Raw genomic sequence first — 18,557 nt, 5'->3', positions numbered from 1 at the left:
ACGCGGCGGCCCCCGACGTCCAGTCCTGGCCACCCCGCGCGGCCCCACCGGTGGTGGCGCCGCGCGGCGAGGGGCCGGGGTGTCAGTAGTCGCCGTTCGAGAGGATCGCCCCGCTCTCGTTGTAGACCGTGATCAGGCCCGCCCCAGCGGTGACCGGCTTGTGCTCCTGCGCCGCCCGGTCCGTCGCGGCGGAGACGACCAGCTTCGCGGTGTCGCCGTCGCTGGACCCGAGGCTGCCGGTCAGGTCGGTGTAGATGTTCACCGTGCCATGGGCCCCGCCGACCTTGGTCACGTGGTCGGCGACCGCGGTCTTCATCGCGGCGGTCGCACCGGACGAACCCGCCGCGGAAGCCTTCAGGGAGTCCGCCTCCGTCCCCACAGCCGTCGGCGTACCGCTGGAAGTGCCGCCCGAATCGTTCTTGCTACTCGAACAACCGGCGCTCGATGCACCGATGACGAGCGCGACGGCCACCGCTGCACCGATGAACGCGATCCTTCGTCCCAGTGTGTTCCTCATGGCCCGAGGCCGGTGGACGTCCATTTCGCGCGCGTCCGGTGACAGCCGTCCGGGCGGCCGCCCGGATCACTCGCCCGGGTAGCGGACCCCGATCCGCTCCCGGACGGCGTCCAGGGTGCGCATCACGGACAGCGTGGAGTCCAGCGGCACCAGCGGGGACTCCGTCTCGCCGGCCCGCAGGCAGCGCATCACCTCGGCCGCCTCCAGGCCGTAGCCGTGCCCGGCCTTCGCGGGGCCGGTGAAGACCTCCGGCTCGGCGCCGTCCCGGTGCAGGGTGAACCCGGCCGGGTGGAAGAAGTCCCGGTCGATCTCGATCCGGCCGGTGCTGCCCTGGACGGAGGCGCGCTGGCCGCACTGCACGTCGAGCGAGCAGGACAGCAGCGCGGTCGCACCGCCGGCGTGGCCGAGCAGGATGCCGGTGTTGGCGTCCACTCCGAGGTCGGTCAGCCGCGCCCAGGCCTGCACCGACTCCGGTGCGCCGAGGAGCAGTTGGGCGAACGCGACGGGGTACACCCCGAGGTCGAGCAGGGCGCCGCCGCCCGCCGCCGGGTCCCACAGCCGGTGGGTCGGGTCCTCCGTCGCGGTGAACCCGAACTCGGCCTGCACCGAGCGGACTTCACCGATCGCCCCGTCCGCGACCAGCTCGGCGATCCGCCGCACCGTCGGGTCCAGGTACGTCCACATCGCCTCCATCAGGAAGACCTCGCGCTTGCGGGCGAGCGCGACCAGCTCGGCGGCCTGGCCGGAGTTCAGCGTGAACGGCTTCTCGCACAGCACCGCCTTGCCCGCCTCCAGCAGCAGCGCGGTCGCGGCGTGGTGCGCGGCGTGCGGGGTGGCCACGTAGACCACGTCGACCTCGGGGTCGGCCGCCAGCTCCTGCCAGCTGCCGTGCGCGTGCGCGATGCCGTGCCGTTCGGCGAAGGTCCGGGCGGTCTCCTCCCGGCGCGAGGCCACGGCGAACGCCTCCGCCCCGGGGACGGCCGCCAGGTCCTCCACGAAGGAGGCGGCGATCCCCCCGGTGGCGAGGATGCCCCAACGGATCGGACGGTCGGTGATCGGCTGCACGGGAGGCTCCTCCGGTCCTGCGGCGGTACGGGCGGCCCCACCCTATCCACCTGGTGGGAGGCGGCATCAGGGGCCCGGGCGACGGCGGATCCCGGGCTGCCGACGGTTCGCCGCCGTCGCGCGGCACCGGGCTCCGGGTTCCGTTCCCCGGCCCGGATCCGCGCGGGCGTTCACCGGGATCCGGCCGTCGGCGGCGCGGACTCGCCGTTCCCGGGCCCCCGGTGGTGCCGCTACTCGCGCGCGACGGCGATCATCGCCGCGTCGTCCGGCAGGCGGCCGCCGACGTGGGCGAGCAGGTCGTCGCGCAGGGCGTCCAGCAGGGTGCCGGGGGTGCCGGCGGGGAGGGCGGCGGCGCGGGCCGGGAGGGGGTAGAAGGCGCCGGCGGTGTCGCGGGCCTCGGTGACGCCGTCGGTGTGGAGGAGCAGGATGCTGCCGGGCGGGAAGTCGAACTCCTCGGTGCGGCGCTCTACCGGGCCCAGCGCGCTCATGCCGAGCGGCGGGGCGGCGCGGCGCAGGGGCAGCGGGGCGGCGCCGGCGGGGGTGAGCAGGAGCGGCGGGGGGTGTCCGCAGTCGGCGACCCGGACGGTGGGGCGGTCGTCGGGGAGGTCGAGGACCAGGGCGGTGGTGAAGTTCTCCTGGACGTCCTGGCCGCCGGCGGTGAGCTCGGCGAGGTGGCGGCGGTAGGAGGCTTCGAGGGCGTCGGCCAGGGCGGCGGGGTCCTCGTGCTGGTGGGCGAGCTCGCGGAACGCCCCGAGCAGTGCGGCGGCGTCGCCGACGGCGGCCAGGCCCTTGCCGCGGACGTCACCGATCAGCAGCCGGGTGGCGCGCGGGGTGCGGGCGGCGGCGTACAGGTCGCCGCCGACGTTGGCCTCGTCGTCGGCGGCGAGGTAGCGGGTGGCGATCCGCAGCGGCCCGGCGCGGTCGGGCAGCGGCCGCATCACGACGCGCTGGACGGCGTCGGAGACGGTGCGGACCCGGTCGAGTTCGCGGCCGTGGCGTTCGTGGATGCGGGTGTAGGCGACGATGACGCCGGTCACCACGGCGAGCGCGGCCAGTTGGGCCTGGTGGTTGGGGGTGAGCAGGCCGCCGTGCAGGGCGGCGATGACGGCCTGGGCGATCAGGGCCAGGGCGCCGACCAGGGCGGTCAGCCGGGTGCCGGCGAAGGACGGGGTGATGGCGGGGGCGACGACCAGCAGCGGGCCGAGGTGGATGTTCGGGGAGAGCGAGATGTCGATGGCGGAGATCAGCACGATCAGGCCGAGCGGCAGCAGCACCATCAGGTGTCCGGTGCGCCACTCGCCCAGCAGCCCGGCCGCTCTCCGCCGCACTCCCACCCCACCACCATGCCCCGCGGACGCCGCGCCCACGACCCGGTGCACGCTGCGCGCGCGGACTGTGGCGCTGCGTCACCGCAGGCCCCTACCATCGGTTCCATGGCCACCACCCCCGCCACCGACCACGTGGAACGCGAGTTCACCCCCGCCGAGGCGGACGGGGTCCTCGCCGAGCACTTCGCGCCCTGGGTGCGGGAGCTGGGGCTGTCCGCCGTGGAGACGGGCGAGCGCCACGCGGTGCTCCGGCTGCCCTGGTCGGAGCGGCTGGCCCGGGAGGGCGGCGGCCTGTCGGGGCAGGCGATGACGGCGGCGGCCGACACCGCCGCGGTGATCGCGGTCTGCGCGGCGCTCGGCGGTTTCGCACCGATGACGACCGTCCAGCTGTCCACCACCTTCCAGCGGCCGGCCCGCGGCACCGACCTGCTGGTCACCGCGCGGCTGACCAAGCTGGGCCGCCGGGTCGCCTTCGCGGACATCGCGCTGACCGTCCCGGGCGCCCCCGACGAGCCGGTGGCCCACGCCACCGCCGTGTACGCCTTCCCCGGCTGACCGGCCGCCGGCCCCGCCCCTCGAAGCACCGGGCACCGGGCACCGGAGCGGCAGTCGAGCCGCGACCCCTACCCGTCGGCGGTACCGGGCAGTAGCCTCCCCTGGTCGATTCGATCCCGATCCGTCGCCGCCTGGAGGTCCCGTGCGCCCGATCGCGCGCCGCCGCACGCTCGTCGCCGCCGCTCTCACCGCCCTGACGCTCGCCGCCGCGGGCGCCGCCCCCGCGTCCGCGCAGGACGCCGGGCACGGCCCGGGCGGGAAGGGCGGGCCGGACGGGCGGGGCCGCACCGCGTACTACCTGGCGCTGGGGGACTCGCTGGCGGCGGGCTACCAGTCGACGCCGGACGGCGGGCACGTGGTGGGCCGGGGCTACGCGCAGGACCTGGCCGGGGAGCTGGAGTCGCGGGCCGCCCGGGGCCACCGGGCGCTGGAGTTCACCGACCTGGGCTGCCCGGGCGAGACCACCGGCACCATGGCGAACGGCGGCTGCCCGTACCCGCACTCCTTCACCGGCTCCCAACTGTCGGCGGCCGTCGCCTACTTGAAGGCGCACCGGAAGGACGAGGTGCTGGTGACCATCGACATCGGCGCCAACGACGTGCAGCGCTGCGCCGCCGGCGGGGCGCTGGACCTGCCGTGCGCGCTGGACGGCATCGAGCGGGTCCGCACCGGGCTGGACCGGATCCTGGGCGAGCTGCGGGCGGCGGCGGGCCCGCGCACCCGGATCGTCGGGATGAACCTGTACGACCCGTTCCTGGCCGCCTGGGTGACCGGCGATCTGGGTAAGCAACTGGCCACCGCCTCGGTGGAGTTGAGCGATTCGCTGAACGGCGTGATCGAGGGCGTGGACGCCCGCCACCACGTCCCGACGGCCGACGTGGCGGGCGCCTTCGCCACCGACGCCTTCGCGCCGACGGTGCCGCTGGGCGGGCAGCAGGTGCCGCTGAACGTGGCCCGGATCCTGCAGTGGACCAACATGGCGCGCGGCGACATCCACGCCAACGACGCGGGCTACCGGGTGATCGCGGACGCCTTCCTCGCCAAGCTGCCCGGGCGGTACCAGGGGTGACGGCCGGTGGGCTCCCCGCTCACACGGTGGCGAGCAGGAAGTCCTCGCCGCTGGAGGGGCGGAGGCCGTCCGGCCGATCGGCGAACCAGCGTGCGGCGAGGGCCCGGCCGGAGAGGTGGCCGACCTCCCGGAAGCCGCTCTCCCGGGCGAGGGCCAGCATCCGTTCGGGGGTGTAGAAGCTGCGGAACGGCGTCCCGGCCCGGGCGGCGCCCTCGCCGCTGGCGCGCAGGCCCGCCCGGTCGGCCGGGTCGAGCAGGTCGGCGGGCAGCAGGAAGGTCATCGCCAGGGTCGTTCCGGCGGCCAGTCCGGCGACCTCGCGCAGCACGTCGCGGGTGGCGTCCTCGGTGAGGTACATGCTGACACCGACCGAGGCGACCACGGCGCGGCGGCCGGGGTCGAACCCGGCCGCGGCCAGCCGCTCCAGCCAGTCCTCGCCGCGTTCGAAGTCGACCGGCACCAGGCGCAGCCAGTCGGGGACGCCGTAGCCGAGGGCGGCCAGGCGGTTGCGCTTCCACTGCTGCGGCCCCGGCTGGTCGACCTCGAAGACCCGGAGTCCGCCCGGGGGTTGGGGCCGTCGCTGAGCGAAGCTGTCCAGTCCGGCGCCGAGCAGGACGTACTGGTCGACGCCCTGCGCGGCCCGCTCGTCGACCAGCTCCTCGACCCAGCGGGCCCGGGCCACGATCGCGGCCCGGAACCCGGCCGTGCCCGCCGGGTCCATGTCGGGCCGCTGCCGCCACCGCCCGTCCGGGTCGGCCCGGCCGTCCGGGTCGGCCAGCCGCAGTCCGATCTCGTCCTCGAACACGTGCGGGGGCCGGTCCGCGGCCAGGTGCAGGGCGCGCCACAGGGCCGTCCGCACCGCCGTGTTGTCGGGCTCGGCCAGGTCACTGCCGCTCATCGTCGCCCTCCCCCCGCTCCGCGGGTGCCTGCAGGATCCACTCGCGGCCGTCGGGGTCGCGGACGGTCGCCTCGCGCGTCCCGTAGTGGGTGTCCTCGAACGGGGTGAGCAGTTCCACCCCGGGGCCGGGCCGGAACGCGTCGGCGTCCGGGACCTTGAGGACGATCCGGGCGTGCGGCTGCTCGCCCTCCGGGACCTCGGCGACGAACAGGTACGGCCCGTCGCCGTTGCGGAGCTGCCCCGAGGCGTGGTCGGTCTCGAAGTCCAGCCGGTAGCCCAGCGATTGGAAGAACCCGGCCGTCCGCCCCCAGTTGTGGGTGGTCAGGAACACGGCCTCGATGCCTTCGGTCGACACGGTCAACCCTCCTCCCCCGGCTCTCCGGCCGGATCCTGTCCGCGGTTCCGGTCGTCGTCGAGGTAGGCGTGGAGCGCCTCGGCCACCAGGGCCGACAGCGACATGCCCGATTCGACGGCACGGAACTTGACCTGCTTGATCAGCTCGACCGGCAGGTAGACGTTGAACTGTTTGACATCTCCGGTGGCCACACTCGGAGGCTAGCATGCTAGCAAGCTAGAACGAAGGCGGCCGGAGCCCGTGGGACGGGCTCCGGCCGTCGGTGCGGCGGGGTTCAGCGCGCGGTGATCGCGGTGACGAACTCGGCGAGCCGCTCCTGCGAGAGGTGGCGGGCGATGTCGGCCTCGCTGATCATGCCGACCAGCTCGTGGTCGGGGTGGTTGATCACCGGCAGGCGGCGCACCCGGTGCTCCTCCATGAGCTCCAGGACGAGGTCCGCCTCCTCGTCCTCCTCGATCACCTTCGGGCGTCCGGCGGCGAGTTCGACGCAGCGCACGTCGGCGGGGTCGCGCCCCTCGGCGACGCACTTCAGGACGATGTCCCGGTCGGTGAGGATGCCCAGCAGCTTCTGCTGCTCGTCGCAGATCGGCAGCGCTCCGACCCCCTGGTCGCGCATGATCCGGGCGGCTTCGGCGAGGGTCTGCCCGCCGGTGACGCACTCCGCTCCGTGGTGCATGATCTCTTTGGCGGTGGTCATGGCCGGACCTCCCGAGGTGGCTGGCGCACGGCGGCCCCGTGCACGGTACGTCCGTCCCTCCATGCTCGCCCCGGGCCGGTGCGGGGCGCCACCGCTGGCGTCGACCGCTCAGGCCGCGTGCGGCGGGGCTGCCCGCAACGGGCCCGCACCGTCGACGCGTCCGGCGGCGACCTCCGGGAGTTCCAGCTGCTCGACGCCCGGGGCGTCCGCCCCCTCGTCCGGGCCGGGCGCGTCGGCGGCCCGGACGGCTTCGGCGGCCTGGGCGGTGGCGCGTTCGGTGGAGCTCTCCAGGAAGCGCAGCAGTTCCACCGGGAACGGCAGCACCAGGGTCGAGTTCTTCTCCGCGGCGACCTCCACCACGGTCTGCAGCAGCCGCAGTTGGAGCGCGGCCGGCGTCGCGGACATCACCTTCGCGGCCTCCGAGAGCCGCGCGGACGCCTGGAACTCGCCGTCCGCGGTGATGATCCGGGCCCGCCGCTCCCGGTCGGCCTCGGCCTGCCGGGCCATCGAGCGCTTCATCGACTCGGGCAGCGCCACGTCCTTGATCTCGACCCGGTCGATCTGGATGCCCCAGCCCAGCGCCGGGCTGTCCAGCATCAGTTCGAGACCCTGGTTGATCGGCTCCCGGTTGGCCAGCAGTTCGTCCAGCTCGCTCTTGCCGATGATCGAGCGCAGCGAGGTCTGCGCGACCTGGGACATCGCGAAGCCGTAGTCCTGGACGTTGACGATCGCCTTCACCGGGTCGACCACCTTGAAGTACACCACCGCGTCGACCCGGACCGTCACGTTGTCCCGGGTGATGCCCTCCTGCGCGGGGATCGGCATCGTGATGATCTGCACGTTCACCCGCCGCAGCCGGTCCGCCACCGGCAGGATCCGGGCCAGGCCGGGGCCGCGCACCTGGTCCAGCACCCGGCCGAACCGGAACACCACCCCGAGCTGGGTCTGCTGCACCATCCGCACGCTCAGCCCCGCGTACAGCGCCAGCACCACCAGCAGCGCAATCACCACGTCGACCACGATCATCGCCGTCACCTCGACCCGCGTCCGCGCCCGGACCGCGCCCGGATCCGCACTCCCACGCTACTCCGCCGCCTCCCGTCCCGGGCCGGTCGCCGACCGTAGGATCGGGTCATGGAACCGCCCTCCCCCCGCTCCTCCGACGAAGCCGCCTCCCCCGCCGTCCTGGCCCCGCGCGTCCGCGACCTCGCCGAGCTGGACGAACTGGTGGTCCACTGCCGGGCCTGCCCGCGGCTGGTGGCCTGGCGGGAGGAGACCGCGCTGGTCAAGCGCAGGGCGTTCCGGGACCAGGAGTACTGGGCGCGGCCCATCCCCGGCTTCGGGCCGTACGACGCCCGGCTGGTGCTGGTCGGTCTCGCCCCGGCCGCGCACGGCGGCAACCGCACCGGCCGGATCTTCACCGGCGACCCCTCCGGCAACCTGCTGTACGCCTCGCTGCACCGGCTCGGCCTGGCCAACCGGCCCGAGTCCACCTGGCACGGCGACGGCCTGCGGCTGCACGGCGTCCGGATCACCGACCCGGTGCGGTGCGCCCCGCCGGAGAACAAGCCGACCAACGCCGAGCGCGACACCTGCCGACCCTGGATCGTCCGCGAGTTCGAGGAGCTGCGCCCCACCGTCCGCGCCGTGGTCGCCCTCGGCGGCTTCGCCTGGCAGGCCGTCCTGCCGGTGCTGGCCGCCGCGGGCTGGCAGGTGCCCCGCCCCAAGCCGGTGTTCGGCCACGGCGCCCACGCGGTCCTGCCGGCCGCCGACGGCGGCCCCGGGCTGCACCTGTTCGGCTGCTTCCACGTCAGCCCCCGCAACACCTACACCGGTCGCCTCACCCCGGCCATGGTCGACGACCTGCTGGGCACGGCGGCCGCGGCGGCGGGCCTGTAGGGGCCCGGGCCCCTGAACGCGCGGCCCCCTCAGCGGAGCTTCTTCGGCCGGCGGGCGACCTGCTCCCAGACCTGCGGCAGCAGCTCGCGGGCGAAGCCGAGTTCCGCGGCCTGACGGCCGTAGAGGGCGCCGTAGCCGAAGCCGCCGTCGGAGAGGGTGCGCAGGGTGTCGCGGGCGACCACGGCGTCCTGGTGGCGGCCGAGGACGTCCTGGAGCGCTTTCATCCGGCGGGTGAAGGCGCGGGCGGGGCGGCCGGCGGTCTCGCCGGCGTAGCGGGCGCGTTTGGCGGCCTTGCGGGCGTCGTGCAGGGCCCGTTCGAGGGCCGGGCCGTCGGGGGTGTGGCGGGCGAGGGCGAGGCGTTCGGCGGTGCGGCGGTGTTCGCGGCGCAGGGTGCGGGTGAGTTCGGGGCCGTAGGGCTTGGCGGCGCGGGAGTTGAGGGGCGGATCGGCGGCGAGTGCGGCGAGTGCGGCGAGCAGGCGGCGGAAGCGCTCGTCGTCGAGGGCGGCCAGGACGCGTTGGCGGGCGTCGCGGGTCTCGCGGGCGTGCCAGGCGGTGAGTTCGGCGAGGACGCGTTCGCGGTCGGTGCCGGGCGGCAGTTCGCGGGCGTGGGCGAGCAGGCGGGCGCCGAGCACTTCGGTGTCGCGGGCCGGGCCGAGGGCGCGGCCGAGCCGGCGCAGTCCGTTCTCGGTGGCGGTGTGGTCGCCGCGCAGGTGGCGCCGGTGGGTGCGCAGGGCGCTGCGCAGGCGGCGGACCGCGACGCGCATCCGGTGGACGGCGTCGGGGCGGTCGGCGCGGACGTCCGGTTCTAGTGCGGCGAGTTCGGTGGTCAGGGTGCGCAGGCGCGCGGTGATGGCGTCTCCCGCGCTGCCGCCGGTCCGGTGGGCCACGTCGTCACGTCCTTCCGTGCTCACCAAGGGTAGGACGGTCACGGACCGCGCGGCCGGTGCGGCGCGCCGGGGGGTCTGCCGTCGGCTGAACGAGGGGGTGGCGGGCGGGGCGGTCGCCCAGACTGGCGGCATGGATGTCATTGAGGTGCTGCCCGGTCTGCGCATGCTGGCACTCCCGGTCGGGGCGGCCTACCTGTGGTCGGACGGGCGGGAGTCGACGTTGGTGGACAGCGGGCCGGTGGGGGCCGAGGACCGGGTCGCCGCCCTGGTGGAGTCGGTGCCGGGCGGGGAGTTGGCGCGGATCGTGCTGACCCACTGGCACGAGGACCACACCGGCGGCGCGGCCCGGCTGGCGGCGCGTTACGGGGGTGTGCCGGTGGTGGCGCACCGGGCGGAGGCGCCGGTGATCCGGGGCGAGGCGGCGGGGGCGCCGCCGGTGCTGGAGGAGTTCGAGCGGCCGATCCGGGCGTCGGTGCCGGAGTTGCCGCCCGCGCCGCCGTGCCGGGTGGACGTCGAGGTGGAGGACGGGGACGTGCTGCCGTTCGCGGGCGGGGCCCGGGTGGTGGCGGTGCCGGGGCACACGGACGGTTCGCTGGCGCTGTACCTGCCGGGCCCGGACCTGCTGTTCACGGGTGACGCGGTGGCCAACGTGGGCCGGACGATGCTGGGGGTGTTCAACACCGACCGGGCACGGGCCATCGCCTCGCTGCACCGGTTGGCCGGACTGGGCGCCGCCAACGCGGTGTTCGGGCACGGCACGCCGCTGGTGGGGGACGCGGCGGCCGGACTGCGGGCGGCGGCGGCGGACTTCCGCTGAGGCCGCACGGCCGTACCCGACCGGGCCCGTCGGGCACATGGTCTGTACCAATGGCCGAAACCGGGGGGTCCGCGCGATCACCCGCCGGGGCGGGCGGACCGGGGCGGGTCGGGCCGGAACGGGGGTGCGGGCCGCCGGTGCGCCCCGGAGAACCGCGCGCCGGAGCCGGTCCTTCGCCGACGCACCCTCCGGCCGCCGCCCCGCGCTCCTGCTCCGCGCCGGGGCCCGGGGCCGCCGGGGCCGCGCCGGTCCCGGCGACTTCCGGCCGAATTGGTCTCGACCATTGCCGCACCGCCCGCCGCTGAAGGAAGCTGCTGCCCGGCACCGGATCATCACGACCGGAACGCTCTCCCCCGGAACAGGAAGGCAACAACCCACCCATGCGCAAAGCGATTTCGGCTCTCGGTCTGACCACCCTGCTGGCTTCGGCCGCCCTGCTGATCGCCCCGTCCGCCCAGGCCGCCGGGTTCGTCTACGTCGGCATGTACCCGAGCGGTGCCGCGTGCGAGGCGGCCGGCCAGGGCTACGTGGCCCGCGGCCAGGCGGTCACCTACTTCTGTGACGTCGCCCCGAACACCGCCCGCCTGTCGATCGTCCCGGCCTGAGCACCCCCGCCGCCTGCGGTCCCCCGACCGCAGGCGGCGCTCCCGGACCCGGGCCCCGTCGGCGACGGGTCAGCCGGCGTCCTTCGGGGCGAGGCCCCGTTCGGCGAGCCAGTCGAGCTGCTTGACGGCGGTGGACCCGTAGCCGCCGCCGTGGTCGGCGTAGGGCCAGACCTCGATGGCGGCCTGGCCGCCGTAGCGGTGGTAGGCGGCGAAGACGGTGGAGGGCGGGCAGATCGGGTCCATCAGGCCGACGCTGAACAGGGCGGGGGCGGTGGCCCGGGGAGCGAAGTGGACGCCGTCGAAGTGGTCGAGGGTGGCGAAGGTTCGCTCCTCCCGCTCCCGGCTGTGCCAGCGCAGGTACTTGGCGATCTCGGGGTAGGGGCCCTCGCCGGATATCCGCACGGCGCGCCGGAAGTGGCACAGGAACGGGACGTCGCTGAGCAGGGCGGCGACCTGGTCGGGGGCGAGCGCGGCGACGGCGAGGGCGAGGCCGCCGCCCTGGCTGGCGCCGGAGACGACCGCGCGGGCCGGGTCGGTGCCGGGCAGCTGCGGGAGGGCGTCGAGGGCGCGGACGCAGTCGGTGATCAGACGGCGGTAGTAGTAGTTCTCCGGGGAGTCGATGCCTCGGGTCATGAAGCCCTCGGCCCACTGGGTGCCGTCGCCCTCGCCCCGGTCGGGGGTGTCGTGGCCCTGGCCGCGGCTGTCGACGACCAGGTGGGCGTAGCCGGCGGCGGGCGGCAGCAGGTGTTCGCCGGGCAGGGCGCGGCCGCCGGTGTAGCCGATGTACTTGACGATGACGGGCAGCGGTTCGGTGGTGCCGCGGGGCAGGATCAGCCAGGCGGCGACGGGTTCGCCCCTCCAGCCGGGGAAGCGGACGTCGTACACGTCGAAGGCGGTCAGCCGGGTGTCGGTGCGCGGTTCGGCGGTGACGGGGCCGCCGGTGGCGCGGGCGGTGGCGAGGGTGTCGGCCCAGAAGGCGTCGAAGCCGGCGGGGGCGGTGAGGTCGGGGCGGTAGGTGCGCAGTTCGTCGAGGTCGAGGTCGGTGAGCGGCACGGTGGTTCAGCTCCGGTGGTGGTCGAGGTGGAGGGGGGTGGGTCGTCCGGCGCGCAGGTCGAGGTGGAGCGGGGGGCGGCCGGGGTCGGTGCCGAGGTGGACGGTGACGCTGCGGTCGGTGTCGGCGGTCAGGACGGCGTCGACCCGGCCCCGGGCGGTGTCCCAGCCGAGGGTGGTGAGCGTGGTGCGGCAGCGGGTGCGCAGACCGCGGACGGTGCCGCGGGGCAGGTGGGCGGGCGGGGCGGGGAGCAGGACGATCCGTTCGGGGGTGGAGTGCAGGAGGGCTTCGATCAGCACGCCGGGGAGGGTGTGGGCGGCGTCGGCGTTGTAGACGTCCAGGCCCGGGTAGTGCGAGCTCATCAGCGAGGGGTGGAAGAAGCGTCCGCGCAGGACGGCGTCGAGCGCCTCGCCGAGCAGGTCGGCGTCGCCGAGGCGGGCCGCGATCAGGGCGCGGTGCAGGTGGCCGTGGGCGGAGTGGTTCTCGCTGCCGCGCAGGCGCAGGGCGCGGTGGGCGGCGGCGGCCAGGTCGGGGGTGTCGAGCGGGTTGATCTCGCCGAGCGGCCAGACGGGGTGCAGGTGGCTCAGGTGCCGGTGCTCCTGGTCGTCGACGGCGGCGGGCCAGGCCCATTCGGCCAGCGCGCCGGAGGGGTTGACCAGGTAGGGGGGCAGTCGCGCGGCGAGCCGGTGGTGGCCGGTGGCGGTGAGGGTGTGGCGGGCGGCGGCGAGGTCCATGGCGGCGTTGACGCTGATCGGGCTGTCGGCGCCGAGCGGGGTGTTCTCGGGCGAGTAGGAGGGGACGAACAGCAGTCGGCCGTCGGGGCCGGTGCGGGTGAGGAAGGCGCGGTAGAAGTCGGCGGCCTCGGCGAGGGCGGGGCGCACCAGCGTCTCGGCCGTGGCGGTGTCGCCGGTGGTCTCGACGTGGTCGAGCAGGGGTTGCAGCAGCCAGTGGGCGCCGGCCGTCCACAGGTGCAGCGGGTAGTCCTCGCTGTAGTGGTAGGCGTGGCCGGAGCGGCCGTCGGTGTGGGCGGGGGCGACGATGCCGGGCAGGCCGAACAGGCGGCGGGCGTTGCTCCGCCAGTGGTCCAACTGGCTTGCGACGAAGGTGGCGTGGGCGTGGCTGACTTCGGGGAGGGCGGCCGCGGCGGCGGAGGAGACCTGGAGGTTGAGGTTGGCGTCGCAGGTGAGCGCGCCGCTCCAGGCGGTGTCCCAGGAGCCGGTCCACAGGCCGGTGAGCCGGGGCGGCAGGGTGCCGGCGGAGCTGAGCAGGTGGTACCGGCCGGCGTCGAACAGCCGCTCCAGCAGGGCGAGTCGGTGGGTGTCCGGGTCGGCGAGCAGGGCGGATCCGGGCAGGGCGCGGTGTTCCTCGGGCGCGCCGAGGTCGAGGTCGACGCGGTCGTAGGCCGGGGTGTGCCGGGCGAGGTGGCGTTCCAGCAGTTCGGGGTACGGGCGGTCCGGGAGGGCGGGCGGCTCCGGGTCCTCCCAGGGGTGGACGCGGGTGAGCAGCAGGACTTCGGCGCAGCCCTCGGCCCGGACGGCTCCCGCCTCGGCGCGCAGGGTGCCGCCGGTGGCCCGGACGTGCGTCCAGCAGGTGTAGCCGAAGGCGGAGCCGGGGCCGCCGGGGTGGCGGACGTCGGTGCGCAGCACGGCGCCGCCGGGTTCGCCGCTCGCGGTGGTGTGCGCGGCCAAGTCGGCCGGGGCGCCGTCGAGTTGCCAGTGGTGGGTCAACTCGACGGTGCCGGTGCCCACTTCGCGGTGGACGATCAGGTCGTCGGCGCGCGAGGCGAAGGTTTCGGCGCGTCGGCCGCTCCAGCGGGTGGTGACCGTGCCGGTGCGGTGGTCGACTTCGCGCCGGTAGTCCGTCGCGGCCTCCGGCTCCCGCCGCAGCCGGAGGGCGAGGGCGGGGTGGAAGGGGCGGACCCACTGGAGCGGCGTGGTGACCTGGCGGGCGACGGCCTCCCGGGCGCGGCCGGTCAGGACGGCGTCCCGCAGTTCCTCCAACTGCCCGGCCAGGTCCGGGGCGAGGGCGTCCTCGCCGCCGTTGGGGCGCAGCAGCAGGTGGTGGTTGACCACCACCAGTTCGTCGCGGGTGCGGCCGTGCACCATCGCGCCGTGGGTGCCGTTGCCGGTGAGGAAGGCGTCCTCCCAGCGGGCGGCCGGGGCGGGTTCCCAACTCCCGCGCGGGCGTGGGCGGTTCACTGGGCGACCGGACGCAGGACGGCGGCGCCGTGGCGCTCCAGGGCGACGGTTCCGGTGTGGTGCAGCCCGGTCAGCAGCTCGTCCCAGCGGCCGGGCAGGTCGCACTTCGCCGGCTGGGGGCCGTGGTTGAGCAGGAACAGCAGGTCGCCGCGGCGGACGGCCTCGACTCCGGCGGGCAGGCCTTCGACGGCGGGGCACAGGCCGGCTTCGCGGGCGGCGCGGGCCAGCAGGGCGCGCAGGGCTTCGGGTTCGGGGCGGGTGGAGAGGTACCAGGCGGTGCCCCGGCCGTGGGTGTGGCGGGTGACGGCGGGCTGTCCGGCGAGTTCGCCGTCCGCGTAGCGGGCCACCGTCTCGGCCCCGGCGGTCTCCAACTCCTCGGCCCACAGCGATCCTTGGAAGTCGTGGCCGTCGGCGCCGGTGCAGCCGACGGTCTCGCCCTCGTTCAGCGGCCACCACTGGTGGACGGCGGCGAGGCCGAGCACCTCGCGCAGCCGGGCGTCCACGCCGCCGGGGCGGATCCGGTCCTGGTGGTCGGCGACGCCGGTGAAGTAGCCGGCCACCAGGGTGCCGCCGGAGCGGACGTAGCCGGCCAGGTTGTCGAGGGCGGCGTCGGTGAGCAGGTAGAGCGAGGGGATGACGACCAGGCGGTAGGGGGTGAGGTCGGCGGCGGGGTGGGCCAGGTCGGTGGTGTGGTTGGCCTCCCACAGGGCGCGGTGCCAGGCGGTGACGTTCTCCTGGTAGTCGAGCAACTCGGAGGGCCGGCCGGGCTGTTCGCTCGCCCACCAGGCGTCCCAGTCGTGCAGCAGGGCGGCCCCGGCGGTGACGGGGGTGCCGGAGACGTGCGGGCCGAGCCGGTCGAGGTCGGCGCCGAGGGCGGCGGCCTCGCGGAAGACCCGGTTGCCGGTGCCGGAGTGCGGGAGCATCGCGGAGTGGAACTTCTCGGCGCCCTGCCGGGATTGGCGCCACTGGAAGAAGCAGATCGCGTCGGCGCCGCGGGCGACGGCCTGCAGCGACCACAGCCGCATCAGTCCGGCGGGCTTGGGCCGGTTGACGGGGCGCCAGTTGACGGCGCCGGTGGCCTGTTCCATCAGCATCCAGGGGCCGCCGGCCATCGAGCGGGCCAGGTCCTGGACGAGCGCGCCGTGCTGGGCGCCGAGGGCGGCGTCGGGGTCGGGGTAGATGTCGAGCGCGACGACGTCCTGCCGCTCCGCCCAGGCCCAGCCGTCCTGGCCGCGCCAGAACGGCATGTGGTTGGTGGTGACGGGTACGGCGGGGCTGTGCCGGGCGACGATGGCGTGTTCGGCGGTGTAGCACTCCAGCAGGGCGTCGGAGGTGAAGCGGGCGAAGTCGAGCAGCTGGGCGGGGTTGCGGATGTACTGGGCCTGGCGGGGCGGCAGGATCTCGTCCCACTCGGCGTAGTGCTGGCTCCAGAAGGCGGTGCCCCAGGCGGAGTTGAGTTCCTCCAGGGTGCCGTGCCGGTCCTGCAGCCAGCGGCGGAAGTGCGCGGCGGTCTCGTCGCACCAGCAGTGCGTGCCGTACTCGTTGTTGACGTGCCACATGGTGAGCGCGGGGTGGGCGCCGTAGCGGGCGGCGAGCCGCTCGGTGACGGCGGCGGCACGGCGGCGGTACTCCGGGGAGGAGGCGCAGAACTGGTTGCGGGAGCCGTACCAGACGGTGGTGCCGTTCTCGGCCCGGGGCAGCGTCTCGGGGTGGCGGTGGCCGAGCCACGGCGGCGGGGAGGCGGTGGGGGTGGCCAGGACGACGCCGATGCCGGCTCCGTGCAGCAGGTCGAGCAGGCGGTCGAGCCAGCCGAAGTCGTAGGCGCCGGGGGTGGGTTCGAGCCTGGCCCAGGAGAACACGCCGACGGTGACGCTGGTGACGCCGGCCTGCCGCATCAGGCGGACGTCCTCCGGCCAGGTCTCCTCGGGCCACTGTTCGGGGTTGTAGTCGCCGCCGTAGAGGATGCGGCCGCGGGTGGCGTCGTTCAGGTCGGGCATGGGGGTGTTCCTGTCCGTTCAGTCGCCCTGGCTGAGGGGTCGGAGTTCGAACCAGTCGAAGTGCGCGGTGCCTTCGGCGGCGTAGAGGCCGATGACGCGGCCGGTGAAGCCGCCGGCGACCTCGGTGGTGAGGTAGCGGCCGTCGAGGGTGGCGAGCGCGGTGAAGGTGCCGTCGGGCCGCTCGTGGCCGAGGGTGAGGGCGTCGGGGCCGGTGCGCGGGCCGCGCGGGGCGGCGGGGGCGGTCTCGACGCGCAGCACCACGTCGTGGTGCGGGAGTTCGCGTTCGGCGACGACGGTGACCTGTCCGCCGAGGTGGGAGACGACTCGGACGCGGCGGCCGTCGGCCTCGACGGTGTAGGCGTGCTCGTCGTCGAGGCGGACGGCGAGGCCGCCGGTGCCGGTGGCGGCGTCGAGGCGGGCGCGGGCCCGGACGGCGTGGTGCTGCTGGCGGCGGCCGGTGAAGGTGCCGTCGAAGTGGCCGCCGCGGGCCTGCAGGGTGAGCCAGCCGGGGCGCCGGCCGGTGGTGACGTGGGCGGCGGGCCGGTCGCGGACGGAGAGCCACTGCGGGGGCAGCGGGCCGTCGAAGTCCTCGCGGGTCGGCTCGGCCGGCCAGGGGTGCGGCTCCCAGGGCAGTGACGGTAGTTCGACGGGCACCTCGCCGATGACGGGCCAGTCGTCGACCCAGGTCACCGGGGTCAGGTAGGTCTCGCGGCCGAGCGGGTGCCAGCCGGGGGTGCCGCCGCGGGGGCGGACGCCGAGCAGCAGCGCCCACCAACTGCCGTCGGGGCCCTGGACCAGGTCGGCGTGGCCGGTGTTTTGGATCGGGCTGTGGCGGCCGGCGTGGGTGAGCAGCGGGTTGTCCGGGCAGGGCTCGAAGGGGCCGTCGGGGCGGCGGGAGCGGGCGACGGAGACGCTGTGGGCGCGTTCGGTGCCGCCCTCGGCGATCATCAGGTACCACCAGTCGCCGATCCGGTACAGGTGCGGCGCCTCCGGGGCCTGCCGGGTGCCGGACCACAGCGGGCGGGGGGCCTCCAGGGCCTTGCCGGAGGCCGGGTCGATCCGCAGCTGGGCGACGCCGGCGACGGTGCACCAGCAGGCGCCGTCCTCGTCCCAGGCCAGGTCGGGGTCGATGCCGGGGACGTCGGGCAGCCGGACGGGCGCGGACCACGGGCCGGCCGGGTCCTCGGCGGTGACCAGCAGGTTGCCGGTGCCGACCTCGGTGGTGATCAGGTGGAACCGGCCGTCGTGGTGGCGCAGGGTGGGGGCGTAGACGCCGCCGGAGGAGGGGGTGCCGGCCGGCAGCGGCAGGTCGGCGAGGGCGTTGCCGACCTGCCGCCAGTGGACCAGGTCGCGGCTGTGCAGGATCGGCACGCCCGGGTGGTACTCGAAGCTGGAGCAGGCGAGGTAGTAGTCCTCGCCGACCCGGCAGACGCTCGGGTCGGGGTGGAAGCCGGCGACCACCGGGTTGGTGGCCGGGCCGGTCGCCGGGTCGGTGGCCGTCACGGGACGCTACCTCCTGCGGGCGGGCGGGACGGGGGTGAGCAGCGGTCCGCTGCTCTGCCGGGGGGTGAGGACGGGGGTGAGCAGGACGATCTCGTCCTCGGGGTCGGTGCCGCGTTCGGCGGCAGCGATCCGGCGCATCACCTGGTCGACGGCGACCCGGCCGAGTTCCTGGGCGGGTCCGGTGACGGCGGTGAGGCCGGGGGCGTACTGCTCGGCGAGCTGTTCGGGGCAGAGCGCGACCACCGAGGCGTCCTCGGGGACGGTGCGTCCGCTGGTGGGCAGCAGTTGCAGCAGCGGGCCGATGGCGTTCTCGTTCTGGACGACGAAGCCGGTGGTGTCCGGGCGGTCGGCGATGATCCGGGCCAGGGTGCCGGCCGTGGATTCGTAGGTGCCTTCGCAGGGGCGGTGGAGGAATCTCAGGCCGCGTTCGAGGGCGCGCTCCCGGAATCCGGTCAGGGTGCGTTCGGCGTAGCCGGCGTGGCGGTGGTAGACGGCGGGTGCGTAGCCGATGAAGGCGACCTCCCGGTGGCCCAGGTCGGCGAGGTGGTCGGCGCACAGGGCGCCGGCCGCGGCGAAGTCGTGGTCGACGCAGGACAGGCCGGAGCTGTCGGCGGGCAGGCCGATCGTCGAGGCCTGGATGCCCTGTTCGCGCAGGACGGGGATGCGCTCGTCGTCGAGTTCGACGTCCATCAGGATGACCCCGTCCGCCAGGCCGCTGGCGGCGACCCGGCGGACGCCGTCGGGGCCTTCGTCGTTGGTGATCAGCAGCACGTCGTAGCCGTGCTGGCGGGCCGCCATGGTGACCGAGACGGCGATCTCCATCATGATCGGCACGTACACGTCGGTGCGCAGCGGCACGACGAGGGCGATGATGTGGGAGCGCCGTCCGGCGAGCGCGCGGGCGCCGGCGTTGGGGTGGTAGCCGAGTTCCTCGACGGCGTGCTGGACCCGGCGGCGGGTGGCCTCCGAGATCGAGCGCTTGCCGCTGAGCACGTAGCTGACGGTGCTGGGCGAGACGCCCGCGTGCCGGGCCACGTCGGCGAGTGTCACCATGGGTGGGGTTCCTGCTTTCCTGGTCGTGGGGGTCTGCGGCCCCTGTGGCGCCAGGTTACTGACGCC

Annotated in this window: 19 protein-coding genes; 5 read left to right on the top strand and 14 right to left on the bottom strand. The window is 75.3% G+C overall.

Annotation, left to right across the window (positions count from 1 at the left end; all coding sequences use genetic code 11):
- Window positions 1-82: 82 nt before the first annotated feature.
- The 3 genes from OO48_RS10570 to OO48_RS10560 form a co-directional block, all read right to left on the bottom strand.
- Complete coding sequence (locus OO48_RS10570) at window positions 83-517, bottom strand: hypothetical protein (protein WP_157845420.1); 435 nt, start codon at window positions 515-517, stop codon at window positions 83-85.
- A 66-nt stretch (window positions 518-583) separates the two neighbouring features.
- Window positions 584-1,582, bottom strand: a complete 999-nt coding sequence (locus OO48_RS10565; protein WP_033214551.1) for a Gfo/Idh/MocA family protein — start codon at window positions 1,580-1,582, stop codon at window positions 584-586.
- Between the two features lie 230 nt (window positions 1,583-1,812).
- Window positions 1,813-2,916, bottom strand: a complete 1,104-nt coding sequence (locus tag OO48_RS10560) for a PP2C family protein-serine/threonine phosphatase (RefSeq protein ID WP_245194585.1) — start codon at window positions 2,914-2,916, stop codon at window positions 1,813-1,815.
- A 99-nt stretch (window positions 2,917-3,015) separates the two neighbouring features.
- Between OO48_RS10560 and OO48_RS10555 the strand changes: the two genes are divergently transcribed.
- Together OO48_RS10555 and OO48_RS10550 are read left to right on the top strand one after the other, a co-directional pair.
- On the top strand, window positions 3,016-3,465 hold the full coding sequence (locus OO48_RS10555) for a PaaI family thioesterase (protein ID WP_051731978.1): 450 nt from the start codon (window positions 3,016-3,018) through the stop codon (window positions 3,463-3,465).
- A 142-nt stretch (window positions 3,466-3,607) separates the two neighbouring features.
- Window positions 3,608-4,534: an SGNH/GDSL hydrolase family protein gene (locus OO48_RS10550; RefSeq protein WP_051731977.1), complete on the top strand. Its 927-nt coding sequence runs from the start codon at window positions 3,608-3,610 to the stop codon at window positions 4,532-4,534.
- A 19-nt stretch (window positions 4,535-4,553) separates the two neighbouring features.
- On the opposite strand, the gene OO48_RS10545 is transcribed toward OO48_RS10550, so the two are convergent.
- From OO48_RS10545 to OO48_RS10525, 5 genes are all read right to left on the bottom strand, one after another.
- Window positions 4,554-5,429 carry a class I SAM-dependent methyltransferase gene (locus tag OO48_RS10545; protein WP_033214550.1) on the bottom strand — a complete coding sequence of 292 codons (876 nt, stop codon included), beginning with the start codon at window positions 5,427-5,429 and terminating at the stop codon, window positions 4,554-4,556.
- A complete protein-coding gene (locus tag OO48_RS10540) occupies window positions 5,416-5,784 on the bottom strand; it encodes a VOC family protein (RefSeq protein WP_033214548.1) in 369 nt (122 codons plus the stop codon). The genes OO48_RS10545 and OO48_RS10540 overlap by 14 nt, the downstream gene beginning before the upstream one ends.
- Before the next feature lie 2 nt (window positions 5,785-5,786).
- On the bottom strand, window positions 5,787-5,975 hold the full coding sequence (locus OO48_RS10535; RefSeq protein ID WP_033214547.1) for a ribbon-helix-helix domain-containing protein: 189 nt from the start codon (window positions 5,973-5,975) through the stop codon (window positions 5,787-5,789).
- Window positions 5,976-6,058: 83 nt separating this feature from the next.
- The gene (locus OO48_RS10530; protein ID WP_033214544.1) at window positions 6,059-6,481 is read right to left on the bottom strand and encodes a CBS domain-containing protein; all 423 of its coding nucleotides are present in this window, start codon (window positions 6,479-6,481) and stop codon (window positions 6,059-6,061) included.
- A 108-nt stretch (window positions 6,482-6,589) separates the two neighbouring features.
- The gene (locus OO48_RS10525; RefSeq protein WP_106970290.1) at window positions 6,590-7,507 is read right to left on the bottom strand and encodes a slipin family protein; all 918 of its coding nucleotides are present in this window, start codon (window positions 7,505-7,507) and stop codon (window positions 6,590-6,592) included.
- Window positions 7,508-7,615: 108 nt separating this feature from the next.
- Between OO48_RS10525 and OO48_RS10520 the strand changes: the two genes are divergently transcribed.
- Window positions 7,616-8,380, top strand: coding sequence for a uracil-DNA glycosylase (locus OO48_RS10520; protein WP_033214542.1), 765 nt, complete (start codon window positions 7,616-7,618; stop codon window positions 8,378-8,380).
- 29 nt (window positions 8,381-8,409) lie between these two features.
- Here the strand turns inward: OO48_RS10520 and OO48_RS10515 are convergent, their stop codons facing one another.
- Entirely contained in the window at window positions 8,410-9,267 is an 858-nt protein-coding gene (locus tag OO48_RS10515; protein WP_051731976.1) for a CHAD domain-containing protein, read from the bottom strand.
- Window positions 9,268-9,397: 130 nt separating this feature from the next.
- Between OO48_RS10515 and OO48_RS10510 the strand changes: the two genes are divergently transcribed.
- Window positions 9,398-10,084, top strand: a complete 687-nt coding sequence (locus OO48_RS10510) for an MBL fold metallo-hydrolase (RefSeq protein ID WP_033214627.1) — start codon at window positions 9,398-9,400, stop codon at window positions 10,082-10,084.
- A 380-nt stretch (window positions 10,085-10,464) separates the two neighbouring features.
- The gene (locus tag OO48_RS10505; protein ID WP_033214540.1) at window positions 10,465-10,689 is read left to right on the top strand and encodes a hypothetical protein; all 225 of its coding nucleotides are present in this window, start codon (window positions 10,465-10,467) and stop codon (window positions 10,687-10,689) included.
- A gap of 69 nt (window positions 10,690-10,758) precedes the next feature.
- On the opposite strand, the gene OO48_RS10500 is transcribed toward OO48_RS10505, so the two are convergent.
- Genes OO48_RS10500 through OO48_RS10480 form a run of 5 tightly spaced genes read right to left on the bottom strand, consistent with a single transcriptional unit; the run spans window position 10,759 to window position 18,491 of the window.
- On the bottom strand, window positions 10,759-11,742 hold the full coding sequence (locus OO48_RS10500; RefSeq protein ID WP_033214538.1) for an acetylxylan esterase: 984 nt from the start codon (window positions 11,740-11,742) through the stop codon (window positions 10,759-10,761).
- A gap of 6 nt (window positions 11,743-11,748) precedes the next feature.
- The gene (locus OO48_RS10495; RefSeq protein ID WP_033214535.1) at window positions 11,749-13,938 is read right to left on the bottom strand and encodes a glycosyl hydrolase family 95 catalytic domain-containing protein; all 2,190 of its coding nucleotides are present in this window, start codon (window positions 13,936-13,938) and stop codon (window positions 11,749-11,751) included.
- Window positions 13,935-15,935 carry a beta-galactosidase gene (locus tag OO48_RS10490; RefSeq protein WP_033214532.1) on the bottom strand — a complete coding sequence of 667 codons (2,001 nt, stop codon included), beginning with the start codon at window positions 15,933-15,935 and terminating at the stop codon, window positions 13,935-13,937. Before OO48_RS10490 ends, OO48_RS10495 begins: the two co-directional genes overlap by 4 nt.
- An 18-nt stretch (window positions 15,936-15,953) precedes the next feature.
- Window positions 15,954-17,438, bottom strand: coding sequence for a glycoside hydrolase family 43 protein (locus OO48_RS10485; RefSeq protein WP_033214530.1), 1,485 nt, complete (start codon window positions 17,436-17,438; stop codon window positions 15,954-15,956).
- Between the two features lie 6 nt (window positions 17,439-17,444).
- Window positions 17,445-18,491, bottom strand: a complete 1,047-nt coding sequence (locus OO48_RS10480) for a LacI family DNA-binding transcriptional regulator (RefSeq protein ID WP_033214528.1) — start codon at window positions 18,489-18,491, stop codon at window positions 17,445-17,447.
- Between the last annotated feature and the right edge of the window lie 66 nt (window positions 18,492-18,557).

The sequence above is a fragment of the Kitasatospora phosalacinea genome (assembly GCF_000716545.1).
Classification (GTDB): Bacteria; Actinomycetota; Actinomycetes; order Streptomycetales; family Streptomycetaceae; genus Kitasatospora; species Kitasatospora phosalacinea.
Note: the sequence above shows the minus strand (reverse complement) of the source record. Positions and strands in the feature narration are given on the sequence as shown.